This is a genomic window from Pseudomonas sp. P4795, from assembly GCF_048822895.1.
GTDB lineage: Bacteria > Pseudomonadota > Gammaproteobacteria > Pseudomonadales > Pseudomonadaceae > Aquipseudomonas.
Window position 1 is genome coordinate 1 of record NZ_JBMFBT010000009.1, and the last position, 10,616, is coordinate 10,616.

General features: G+C 59.8%; 12 protein-coding genes and 1 pseudogene. 3 read left to right on the plus strand and 10 right to left on the minus strand.

Going from position 1 to position 10,616, the window contains the following annotated elements; translation table 11 throughout:
• Positions 1-4 precede the first annotated feature (4 nt).
• On the minus strand, positions 5-1,369 hold the full coding sequence (rmuC, locus tag ACOI8A_RS22790; protein WP_420648098.1) for a DNA recombination protein RmuC: 1,365 nt from the start codon (positions 1,367-1,369) through the stop codon (positions 5-7).
• Positions 1,370-1,547: 178 nt separating this feature from the next.
• Positions 1,548-1,868: pseudogene (locus tag ACOI8A_RS22795) on the minus strand (sel1 repeat family protein); the annotation flags it as partial.
• Between the two features lie 856 nt (positions 1,869-2,724).
• On the opposite strand from ACOI8A_RS22795, the gene ACOI8A_RS22800 reads away from it, so the two are divergent.
• The 3 genes from ACOI8A_RS22800 (at position 2,725) to ACOI8A_RS22810 (ending at position 5,124) form a co-directional block, all read left to right on the plus strand.
• The gene (locus tag ACOI8A_RS22800) at positions 2,725-2,949 is read left to right on the plus strand and encodes a hypothetical protein (RefSeq protein WP_420648078.1); all 225 of its coding nucleotides are present in this window, start codon (positions 2,725-2,727) and stop codon (positions 2,947-2,949) included.
• Positions 2,950-3,223: 274 nt separating this feature from the next.
• A complete protein-coding gene (locus ACOI8A_RS22805) occupies positions 3,224-3,706 on the plus strand; it encodes a hypothetical protein (protein ID WP_420651430.1) in 483 nt (160 codons plus the stop codon).
• 146 nt (positions 3,707-3,852) lie between these two features.
• Positions 3,853-5,124 carry an OmpP1/FadL family transporter gene (locus ACOI8A_RS22810; RefSeq protein ID WP_420648076.1) on the plus strand — a complete coding sequence of 424 codons (1,272 nt, stop codon included), beginning with the start codon at positions 3,853-3,855 and terminating at the stop codon, positions 5,122-5,124.
• An 82-nt stretch (positions 5,125-5,206) separates the two neighbouring features.
• Here ACOI8A_RS22810 and ACOI8A_RS22815 read toward each other — a convergent pair whose 3' ends face one another.
• The 8 genes from ACOI8A_RS22815 to cobU all read right to left on the minus strand — a co-directional run bounded on the left by ACOI8A_RS22815 (position 5,207) and on the right by cobU (position 10,543).
• On the minus strand, positions 5,207-5,767 hold the full coding sequence (locus ACOI8A_RS22815; RefSeq protein WP_420648075.1) for a glutathione peroxidase: 561 nt from the start codon (positions 5,765-5,767) through the stop codon (positions 5,207-5,209).
• A gap of 69 nt (positions 5,768-5,836) precedes the next feature.
• Complete coding sequence (locus ACOI8A_RS22820) at positions 5,837-5,959, minus strand: hypothetical protein (RefSeq protein ID WP_420648074.1); 123 nt, start codon at positions 5,957-5,959, stop codon at positions 5,837-5,839.
• Entirely contained in the window at positions 5,956-7,164 is a 1,209-nt protein-coding gene (locus ACOI8A_RS22825; protein ID WP_420648073.1) for an MFS transporter, read from the minus strand. The genes ACOI8A_RS22820 and ACOI8A_RS22825 overlap by 4 nt, the downstream gene beginning before the upstream one ends.
• Positions 7,165-7,216: 52 nt before the next feature.
• Positions 7,217-7,621: a MarR family winged helix-turn-helix transcriptional regulator gene (locus ACOI8A_RS22830; protein ID WP_420648072.1), complete on the minus strand. Its 405-nt coding sequence runs from the start codon at positions 7,619-7,621 to the stop codon at positions 7,217-7,219.
• A 43-nt stretch (positions 7,622-7,664) separates the two neighbouring features.
• Positions 7,665-8,396, minus strand: coding sequence for an adenosylcobinamide-GDP ribazoletransferase (locus ACOI8A_RS22835; protein ID WP_420648071.1), 732 nt, complete (start codon positions 8,394-8,396; stop codon positions 7,665-7,667).
• 1 nt (position 8,397) lies between these two features.
• Entirely contained in the window at positions 8,398-8,973 is a 576-nt protein-coding gene (gene cobC, locus ACOI8A_RS22840; RefSeq protein WP_420648070.1) for an alpha-ribazole phosphatase family protein, read from the minus strand.
• Entirely contained in the window at positions 8,970-10,025 is a 1,056-nt protein-coding gene (cobT, locus tag ACOI8A_RS22845; RefSeq protein WP_420648069.1) for a nicotinate-nucleotide--dimethylbenzimidazole phosphoribosyltransferase, read from the minus strand. The genes cobC and cobT overlap by 4 nt, the downstream gene beginning before the upstream one ends.
• Positions 10,022-10,543 carry a bifunctional adenosylcobinamide kinase/adenosylcobinamide-phosphate guanylyltransferase gene (gene cobU / locus ACOI8A_RS22850; protein ID WP_420648068.1) on the minus strand — a complete coding sequence of 174 codons (522 nt, stop codon included), beginning with the start codon at positions 10,541-10,543 and terminating at the stop codon, positions 10,022-10,024. The genes cobT and cobU overlap by 4 nt, the downstream gene beginning before the upstream one ends.
• Positions 10,544-10,616 lie beyond the last annotated feature (73 nt).

The window sequence follows — 10,616 nt, forward strand, 5'->3', positions numbered from 1 at the left end:
GATCTTATTCGGGTAATTCGACCAACCCATCAACATCAGTCATCGCCCGCTCCAGCAGATCGGCCGGCAGACTTTTACTCGCCCGCGCACCCAACAATTTCAGCTGTTCGCTGCGACTGACCAGATTGCCGCGCCCTTCGGTGAGCTTGTTACGCGCCGAACTGTAGGCCTTATCGAGCTGCTGCAAGCGATTGCCGACCTCGTCCAGATCCTGGATAAACAGTACGAACTTGTCGTACAGCCAACCGGCGCGCTCGGCAATTTCGCGGGCGTTCTGGCTCTGGCGTTCCTGTTTCCACAGGCTGTCGATCACGCGCAAGGTTGCGAGCAACGTGGTCGGGCTGACGATCACGATGTTGCGATCAAAGGCTTCCTGAAACAGCGTTGGCTCAGCCTGCAACGCGGCAGAAAACGCCGCTTCGATTGGTACGAACAGCAAGACGAAATCGAGACTGTGCAAGCCGTCGAGACGTTTGTAATCCTTGCCGGCCAGGCCTTTGACGTGATTGCGCAGCGACACGACGTGCTGCTTGATGGCGATCTGGCCGATGGCGTCGTCGTCCGCTGCGACGTATTGCTGATACGCGGTGAGACTGACTTTGGAGTCGACCACCACTTGCTTGTCGCCCGGCAGATAGATAATCACGTCCGGCTGAAAGCGCTCGCCGTCCGGACCTTTGAGATTGACCTGAGTCTGATACTCGCGCCCCTTCTCCAGGCCAGCATGTTCGAGTACGCGCTCGAGAATCAGCTCGCCCCAATTGCCTTGGGTTTTCTGGCCTTTGAGGGCGCGGGTCAGGTTGGTGGCTTCGTCGCTCAGGCGCAGGTTGAGCTGTTGCAGACGCTCAAGCTCCTTGGCCAGCGAGAAACGCTCGCGAGCTTCTGCCTGATAACTTTCTTCGACGCGTTTCTCGAAGGACTGGATGCGTTCTTTGAGCGGATCGAGCAACTGGCCGAGGCTCTTCTGGCTGGTTTCGGCGAACCGCTGTTCGCGCTCATCGAAGATCTTGCCGGCCAGTTCTGCGAACTGTGCGCGCAGTTCATCACGCGAGCCTTGCAGGTCGTCGAGGCGTTGCTGGTGGCTTTCCTGCTGCTCGCGCAACTCGGCGTTCAGCGAAGCGGCCTGGGCGTCGAGACGGCGCAGCTCGGCTTCTTTGTTGGCGCGCTCCAGATTCCACGCGTGCGATGCATCACGGGCGTCGTCGCGTTCGATTTGCAGCAACTCGACTTCGCGGCGCACCGCGGCCAGGTCAGCTTGCTTGGCGGCGTTGGCCTGAGCGAGGTCGGCGATTTCATCGCGACTGGCTTCAAGCTGCGCGTTGAGACCGTCCTGAGCCATTTGCGCCATGGCCAGTCGCTCTTCGAGCAGCGCGACATCAGCCTGACTGGTGCTGGCCCGGCGTTGCAGTTGCCAGGCAAGCGCCAGTAACGGCAGCGCCGCGCCCGCCAGACCGAGCAGGATGCTGGTCAAGTCCATCGCCATCGTCATTCCCGCCGATCAAATAAAGCCTGAAGGTTAACCAAGGCATCAGGTCTTGGACAGCCCAGTCTGCGATCAGACCGAGTTCCTGTTGTGCGCGACGGTCACCAGCGCGGGCGGCCTGGCGCAGCAGGTCCTGGCCAATCCGGCGATCGCGGGCGTTGCCGCACTCACGGCACATCAATTGACCGAGACGGCTTTGCGCAACCACCACACCTTCGCGCGCAGGCTGTTTGAGCAGGCGGCCGGCGAGGTGCTTGGCATTCTGATTGTCACTCAGGCACGGGCTGTCCAGCAGCCATTCGGCCACGCGAACGGAAAATCGCTTGGGAGCGGTAACACGCGGGGTCTGTGAGGTAACAGCTTCTGGCGTTGAGCGAAACTTCATAAAGCACTGTAGGGCAGATCGGAAGGCGCGCCACTCTACTCTTTTTTTCGCACAGGTAAAGTCGAAAAAACCCGGCACGCCCGTGCTAGAGCAAGCGCTCGGGACAATCCACAGAAGCTGTGGATAAGTCAGTGGACAACCCACTTTGAACTCTCGCAAAGCCTTGTGGAATGGGCCTCGCAGTCAAACTGACGATTTTTTCACCAGTTAAAAAAACCGATGTTTTTCATTGACTTAAACTTTCGGTGCAGGCAGCTACCTGAGTCAGGATTGATATGACAGCGCCGTTACCGCGTGCGCAACTAATGTGCACAAGTACCTGTTACGCGGTTATATGGATGCACGTTTTTGGGCATTCACTAGCAACGCACGCCAACTCAGTCAATCTATTTTCATATTGTGGGTTGCTCTCTTCGAAGGGTTCCATTACTATCCGCGGCGTTAGTACCAAGCTGAAAGTCAATTCCGGTCGAACAACTCCTCGCGGTCAACCTTCTCAACAGAAGCCTTCACCGACAAAACAGGATCGACCCCTCGATGGTTTCCAGGTAAATCTTGCGCCGACACAACCTTTGAAATGAATGCAAAGGGTGTTGCGAAGAACATTTACTCTGACCGAACCAACCTGCAAATTGATCAGGATCTTCACCCCGGGCCCAGAACCTTTGCCCTTGATGTGTTGCCTGCCCTCCTAAGTACCTACCTGCCAGCCCAAGCGCGCCAATTTATCAGCGCTTCAAACTGGCTGCTTTGTTCCAGTCGGGTTCTTCGTTCGACCAATGGTGGTCAACGTCACTGGAACGTTTTAACGCTGCACGGTTCTTATCCGTGTCATTTGTAGGAACACCTAATAACTATGTCGACTCAAATCCATACTCAGGATGCCATTCGCACCCTAACCAACGCTTTTGCTCCAATGAACTGCCTGATCATGGCCGCTCGCAAAGGCTGCTTCAGCTTCACCCTGGTCAATGAACACGGGATCGCCCGCCACAGCGAGCGTCTGTATCCCGACCAGTACTCCAGCGCCGAACCGCTGCAGGCTATCATTGACCGTACTCGCCAGGCACTGGTTGCCTGAGACGACGAAACGGCTGAAAAAGCAAAGCCTCGCTTAAAACGCGGGGCTTTTTATTGCCTGATATTTCACTTTTCCCGGTTTCCGGCTAAGCACCAACCGATATAACGGTTATAACTGCTCGCCGGAAATATTGTAAAAACAGGCCTTTACGTCGCGAATATGACACTACACTTCAACTCAAGCGGCGTAATCCGCTTCCGGCGAGCCTGACTCGATCCACCGCTGCCAAGCCCCACCTCAGGCATCGCCGCCCACTTCGTATTTCGAGGGTTTTATGGGTATCGCTGCCAGCGAACTGTGCCGTTATGTGATTCGTCCTACGCTGATTTATCTGGGACGCCACTGCGCAACTGCCGAAGCCCTGCTGCTGGGTATCGCTGCCAGTCAGTCTGCCCTTGGTTCTGCTCTGCATGACCGCCGTGGCCACGGCCTGTACCGCATTGCCGAACACCGGCATCAGGCGCTGTGGGATCACTACCTGGCGCTGGATCCGGAGCGCGCCAGCCTGGTGCGCGGCCTCGCCAGCCAGCATGCGTTTCTCAGCGGCCCGCATCTGGAACTGACCGTCAATCTGCGTTACGCCACTGCCATTGCCTGGCTGCTGGTAGAAGAACAGAACCCCATCCTCCCCGACTCCGACGATCTGCTGGGCATGGCGCGCATCTGGCGCCAGACTTTTCAGCCGCAAGGTCGCCTGCGCGATTTCACCTCTGCCTGGCAAACCTGTGTTTCATCCATGAATCAGGTCGCTTGCTGACCCACCAGTTTCGCAAGATCCTGCAACAGGTCGCGAATTTGGTCGGATTGTCCTACAAAACCGCTCTAACTCAAGCCATACGGACTATAGCGCTGAGGCGAAAATCTTGGTAATTTCCGCCCCGGTGATCACCAGGAGTTCTAATAATGAAAAAAGTAATGCTCAAAACCACCCTTAGCCTTGCCGTTACCGTGGCATCCACGCAGATTTTCGCCGCTGGCTTTGCCATCAACGAACACAGCATCAGCGGGATGGGGACTGGGTACGCCGGGCGATCTTCTTCTGCCGACGACGCAAGTACTGTTTATGGCAACCCTGCCGGCATGTCGCGCATCAAGCGCGAACAAGTGACTGGCGGTGTTGCGTTCCTCGACGCTTCGACCGATATCAGCGACGGTAGCTCCAGCCCGAATGGCGGGAGCAACAAAGGCGATATGGTGCCCTTCACCTCCGTACCTATGGGCTACTACGTCAAGCCGATCGATGATCACTGGGCATTCGGTTTTGGCGTATACGTCCCGTTTGGTCTGATTACCGATTACGAAAACGGCTTCGCCGGCCGCTATTTCGGCAGCAAGTCCGAAGTACAAGTCATCACCATGCAGCCGACGATCAGCTACGCCTTCAACGACAAGGTGTCGATCGGTTTCGGTCCGACCATCAACCGCATCGACGGTGCGCTGGAATCCAACCTGTCGATCACCCAGGCCCTGCCGGACGGCAAAGTCAAGATCAAGGGTGACGACACCGCTCTGGGCTACAACATCGGCGTGCTGGTACAAGCTACCGACAGCACTCGCGTGGGTCTGACTTACCACTCGAAAGTCGACTACAAACTCGAAGGCAACACCAAGGTCAACTACGGTGCCTTGGCCTTGGCCGGACTCAGCTCCAGCCAGAAGTACGACGCTTCGCTGAAGATCACCACGCCTGAATCGGTGGATCTGTCGGTTACCCAGGCGATCAACGATCAGTGGAACGTTTACGCCGGTACGACTTTCACCCGCTGGAGCCAGCTGAAGGAAATCACCGTCAAGAACTCCGGCGTGCAACCTGCACTGGCTGGTCAGTTCGGCGAAATCACCGAAGACCAGAACTGGCACGACTCTTGGGCTTACGCCATCGGTACTTCGTATCAGTTGAACAAGGAATGGGTTCTGCGTACCGGTCTGACCTTCGACCAGTCGCCGACTAACAACGTCGACCGTTCGCCGCGTATTCCTACCGGCGACCGCACGATTTTCAGCCTCGGTGCCGGCTGGAGCCCGACCGAAGACCTGACCATCGACGTCGCGTATTCGTACCTGAAGGAAGAGAAGGTCAACATCCGCAACGAGAACGCACGCGGCCAGACTTACAATTCCCAGTATGAAAACTCGGCAAACGGCTTCGGTGTCGGCGCAACTTACCGCTTCTGATGCTGTACGGCGAGGCTGACCCCTCGCCCACCAAAAAGCCCCGCGCTCGTTAAAGAGGCGGGGCTTTTTCAATGGGCGTCGATCAGGGTTTCAACGGTTTCGAGGCGATGGCTTTCTCGATGGCAGCGATGAATTCCGGATCATCCGGTTTGGTCAGGCTGGAGAAGTTGGCAATGACCTTGCCCTGACGATCAATCACGTACTTGTAGAAATTCCACTTCGGCGCGCTGCTCTGCGCGGCCAGCACCTGAAACATGTGGGTGGCGTCGTCACCACGGACTTTCTGCGGCTCGGTCATGTTGAACGTTACGCCATAGTTGGCGTAACAAACCTTGGCGGTCTCTGCGCTGTCCTTGGACTCTTGCTTGAAGTCATTCGAGGGGACGCCAAGCATTTCCAGGCCTTGCGCCTTGTAGCGCTGATTCAGCGCCTCCAGACCTTCGAACTGCGGGGCAAAACCGCAGAAGCTGGCGGTGTTGATCACCACCAGCGGCTTGTCGGCGTATTGTCGGCACAGATCAATCGATTCCTTGGCGCGCAACTTGGGCAGCGAACCCTGTAACACCTCCGGGCAGTCCGCCGCCTGGGCCAGTCCGGTCAACGCCATCAGCAACGCAGGAACAGCACACCAGCGCTTGAGCATGTCGGGCATCCTTCTAAGTCGTCAGGCTTCGACGTTACTCGCGCTCGCCGCCTGCTAGCAAGCGGCTTTCTAGCAAATGCTCATGCCCAGTTGCATCAGCGCCAGTCCACCCTGATGCCAGCCCCACCACACCAGCGCGAGCAATGCGGCACCGAGTGCAGTGACGAGGATCTGCGGCCAGTAACGATTCATGCAGCGTTCGCCCGGGTTTGCAGGCGCGCCACCGGACGCTCGCGCACCGGCCAGTTCAGCGCGGCCGCCAACAGGCTCAAGAGAATCGCCACTTGCCAGATCAAGTCATAACTCCCGGTTCGGTCATACACCACCCCGCCCAGCCAGCCGCCGAGGAACGAGCCGAGCTGATGGAACAGAAACACGATGCCTCCGAGCATGGACAGGTTGCGCACGCCAAACAAGGTCGCCACGGTGCCGTTGGTCAGCGGCACGGTCGACAGCCAGAGGAAGCCCATAGCCATGCCGAACGCATACGCCGTGATCGTCGTCACCGGCAACCAAAGGAACAAGCCGATCACCACCGCCCGCAGCAAGTACAACCCGGTGAGCAGACGCGGCTTGGACATACGCCCGCCGAGCCAGCCGGCGGTGTAGGTGCCGAAGATGTTGAACAGCCCGATCAGCGCCAGCACCGTGGTGCCAACCGTCGCCGGCAAGTGCTGATCGACCAGATACGCCGGCAGATGCACACCAATGAACACCACTTGAAAACCGCATACGAAAAAACCGAACGCCAGCAGCCAGAAACCGGAGTGCGAGCAGGCTTCACGCAACGCTTCAGACAAGGTTTGCTCGTGGCCGAGCACCGGCAGTGGCTTGTCCTTGAGCATGCTCACCAACGGCACGATCAGCGCCACTAGCAAACCCAGCACCAGCAATGCCGCCGACCAGCCGAGCCAGCTGATCAGCCCGAGCGTGCCGGGCAGCATGGCGAACTGGCCGAAGGAGCCGGCGGCACTGGCGATGCCCATGCCCATGCTGCGTTTCTCTGGCGGCACGGCGCGACCAACCACACCAAGAATCACCGAGAACGAAGTCCCGGACAGGCCGAGGCCGATCAACAACCCGGCACTCAGCGACAGCGTCACCGCCGAATCAGACAAGCCCATGAAGACCAGTCCGAGCGCATAAAGCACGCCGCCGACCAGCACCACTTTTGCCGCACCAAAACGGTCGGCGAGTGCCCCGGTGAACGGCTGCGCCAGACCCCAAATCAAATTCTGCAGGGCGATGGCGAAGGCAAACACACCGCGCCCCCAGCCGAACTCGGCGCTCATCGGCGAGAGAAACAGACCGAACCCGTGGCGCACGCCCAATGACAACGCCAGAATCAGCGCACTCCCGAGCAACACCCAACCGCACGTACGCCACATTGAACTCATTGTTATTCTCCAGTCACGGGTATATACCCGCTTAAGGTCGGCAAAACCGGCGTTACGCCAGTTCGTCCAGCAGTCTCAGCAAGGTTTCACGCTTCTCGGCGCCCAATTTATCGATCAATCGCTGTTGCGCCGCTTCCCACGCCGGCAGGGCCGCTGCCAAGCGATGTGCACCGATTTCGGTGAGCTTGACGATGCGGTTACGCATGTCTTCGCCCTCGGCCAGCGCCACCAGGCCCTCGCCTTCCAGCACCCGCAGATTGCGCCCGAGGGTGCTGCGATCCAGGCCCATGGCTTCGGCCAGCTCGGAAATGCTCGGCTGATCCAGCCGCTGCAAATTGCACAGTAAAGAATACTGGGCAACGTTGATCCCGAAGCCGTCGAGGGCGCCGTCGTAATGCCTGCTGACGCCACGAGCGGCGCGACGCAGGTTGGTGCACAAACACTGAGAAGGAAGCATGATGCGTGTATATACCCGCGAGTCTGTTAAATCAAGTTACACATCAAAATAATGCCAGTCCGACGAGGACTGCCATCTCGAGCAATTCCAGCAGCGCGCCAGCGGTATCACCGGTGGTTCCGCCCAATCGTCGCACCGTCAGATGCCGCAACCAGACAAACCCTGCGAGCGCCACCAGCAACGCAACGAGACCGCTGAATCCAGCCAGCAACACGCAACCCAACGCACTTACCGCAAGCACCCGCCAACCCGCCTTGCGCGGCAGATGATCCGCCAGCGCCTGCCCCAATCCTCCGGCGCGCACGTAAGGCGTAGTCAGGAACAACCCGAGCAACGCCGCGCGACCGATCAGCGGCACGATGATCAAAGCCATGCCTTGCTGCTGCTCGATCACCGCCAGCAACGCCGCAAACTTCAGCAGCAGCACCAACACCAGCGTCACCACCGCAATCGGCCCGCTGCGCGGATCTTTCATGATCAGCAGCGTGCGTTCGCGATCACCAAACCCACCGAGCCAGGCATCGGCGCTGTCCGCCAGCCCATCGAGATGCAATGCGCCGCTGAGCAGCACCCACACCGTCAGCAACAATGCCGCATGCAGCAGGATTGGTGCACCGGCCAACGCAATGCTCAGCGCCCACAGAATCAGCCCGAACAGCAATCCCACCAGCGGATAAAACAGCAAAGAACGACCAAGCGCCTCAGGTGCGGGCATCCCCGGCAGACGCACCGGCAGGCTGCTGAGAAATTGCAGGGCGATCCACAGTGGCAGCATCTCAGCAGACTTCCTTGAGCACGCCGTCAGCCGCGACGTTCAGCGAAAACAGACTTGCGTGAGCGACCTCGACATTGAGCAATTGCTCCCGCGGCAAACCACGTGCGCGGGCCAGCAATAAACGCATCACGCCGCCATGACTGATCAGCAAAACGCGTTCGCCGGCATAGGCTGCATGCAACCGCTCGACTGCTGCCAGAACCCGTCTGGAAAACTCAATCACCGGCTCACCCTGCGGCGGCGTAAACCCATACGGGTCAGCCCAGAACAAACCCAGCGCCTCGGCATCGGTCTCCATCAACGCCGCCGCGCTCTGGCCCTCCCAAGCGCCGAAGTGCAGTTCTTGCAAATCCTTGTCCAGCGTCACCGGCAGATCCAGTTGCGCGCCGAGCTCCTCAGCGAATCGCGCACAACGCTGCAACGGCGAGCTGACCACTCGATCCCACGGCCCCTGCCCGACCACCGCCGCACGCATCTGCGCCCAGCCTTTTTCGGTCAAAGCGTCGTCAAGACTTCCGCGCAGGCCGCCGCCGAGTTCGGTTTCACCGTGGCGCAGCAGATCCAGACGTAACGTCATGCCGGACGATCCGCCACTGCCGCTTCGGCGAAGGTCGCCATCTGCCCGTGCAGATCACATGCCAGACGCAGCAACGGCACCGCCAGCGCGGCACCACTGCCCTCGCCCAAGCGCAGACCGAGTTCCAGTAATGGCTCGGCATTCAGCGTTTCCAGCACATGCCGATGACCCGGCTCGGCACCGCGATGACCGAACAGCAGCCACTCGCGGCAGGCCGGATTCAGACGCACCGCCACCAGCGCAGCGACCGTGCAGATAAAGCCGTCAACCAACACCGCAACGCCTTCTTGGGCACACGCCAGATAAGCGCCGACCAGCGCCGCGATTTCGAAACCGCCGAGGTTGAACAGGGTTTGCAAAGCATCGCCACGTTGCGCGGCATGCAGCGCCAGTGCGCGCTCGATCACTTGCGCCTTGTGGCTGACGCCTTCGGCATTCAGCCCGGTGCCGGGGCCGGTCAGGTGAATCACCGGGCAGTCGAGCAACGCGCAGGCCAGCGCACTGGCGGCAGTGGTGTTGCCGATGCCCATTTCGCCGCCGATAAACAATTGCGCGCCGGCCGCTTTCGCACGCAGCACGCTGTCACGCCCGGCCTGCAACGCCAGCTCACCCTGCGCCGCAGTCATGGCCGAGCCGTGGGCGAAATTCGCCGTGCCCGGGCCGATATTCAAATGACGCACGCCCGGCAGATTCAGCGACGGCGTGACCGTGCCCAGATCCACCACTTCAAGTTGCGCGCCGAGTTGTCGCGCCAGCACGCTGATCGCCGCGCCGCCGCTGACAAAGTTCAGCAGCATCTGCCCGGTGACTTCCTGCGGAAACGCCGACACGCCTTCAGCGACCACGCCGTGATCGCCCGCGAAAATCGCGATCCACACCTGATCCAGACGCGGCTTGACCTGCCCCTGCAACCCGGCCAGTTGCACCGCCACAGATTCCAGACGCCCGAGCGAACCAGCGGGTTTGGTCAGTTGCTGCTGACGCGCCGCCGCTTGTGCAACGGCATCGGCATCCAGCGCTTGGCACGGGTTCAGCCACCAGGTTTGGGTCATAACGCAGGTCCTTTCAAAGTCAGGGGCAGGCCGGCGACGGTCAGGACCACTCGCTGACAACGCTCGGCCAAAGCTTGATGCAGCCAACCGGCTTCATCGACATAGCGGCGAGTCAATTCGCCCAGCGGCACGACACCCATTCCGGTCTCGTTGCTGACAAAAATGATTTCCCCCGGCAGCGTCGCCAGGCAATCAAGCAGCGCTTCGCGTTCGGCGGCGAGGCGCTCGGCATCGTCGAGCATCAGCAGGTTGGTCAGCCACAACGTCAGGCAATCGACCAGCAGGCACCGCTCGGCGCTGGCGTTTTCGCGCAGGACGCTGGCCAGTTCCAGCGGTTCTTCGATCAACGCCCATTCGGCGGGACGACGCTCGCGATGATGGGCCACGCGTTCGCTCATTTCACCGTCGAGCGGTTGGCTGGTGGCGATATAGGTCACGGCCAACGCGCTGTCGCTGGCGAGTTTTTCTGCCAGACGACTTTTGCCGGAGCGCGCGCCGCCGAGGATCAGTTGGAGCATGAAGGCATCCTGAAAATTGTATGTTGTGGCTACTGGCCCCATCGCGGGCAAGCCCGCTCCCACAGGGGTTGCG

Coding starts and splice junctions, on each gene's coding strand:
- ACOI8A_RS22800 (WP_420648078.1), top strand. CDS start 2,725: ATGTCGACTCAAATCCATACTCAGGATGCCATTCGCACCCTAACCAAC.
- ACOI8A_RS22805 (WP_420651430.1), top strand. CDS start 3,224: ATGGGTATCGCTGCCAGCGAACTGTGCCGTTATGTGATTCGTCCTACG.
- ACOI8A_RS22810 (WP_420648076.1), top strand. CDS start 3,853: ATGAAAAAAGTAATGCTCAAAACCACCCTTAGCCTTGCCGTTACCGTG.
- ACOI8A_RS22815 (WP_420648075.1), bottom strand. CDS start 5,767: ATGCTCAAGCGCTGGTGTGCTGTTCCTGCGTTGCTGATGGCGTTGACC.
- ACOI8A_RS22820 (WP_420648074.1), bottom strand. CDS start 5,959: ATGAATCGTTACTGGCCGCAGATCCTCGTCACTGCACTCGGTGCCGCA.
- ACOI8A_RS22825 (WP_420648073.1), bottom strand. CDS start 7,164: ATGAGTTCAATGTGGCGTACGTGCGGTTGGGTGTTGCTCGGGAGTGCG.
- ACOI8A_RS22830 (WP_420648072.1), bottom strand. CDS start 7,621: ATGCTTCCTTCTCAGTGTTTGTGCACCAACCTGCGTCGCGCCGCTCGT.
- ACOI8A_RS22835 (WP_420648071.1), bottom strand. CDS start 8,396: ATGCTGCCACTGTGGATCGCCCTGCAATTTCTCAGCAGCCTGCCGGTG.
- cobC (WP_420648070.1), bottom strand. CDS start 8,973: ATGACGTTACGTCTGGATCTGCTGCGCCACGGTGAAACCGAACTCGGC.
- cobT (WP_420648069.1), bottom strand. CDS start 10,025: ATGACCCAAACCTGGTGGCTGAACCCGTGCCAAGCGCTGGATGCCGAT.
- cobU (WP_420648068.1), bottom strand. CDS start 10,543: ATGCTCCAACTGATCCTCGGCGGCGCGCGCTCCGGCAAAAGTCGTCTG.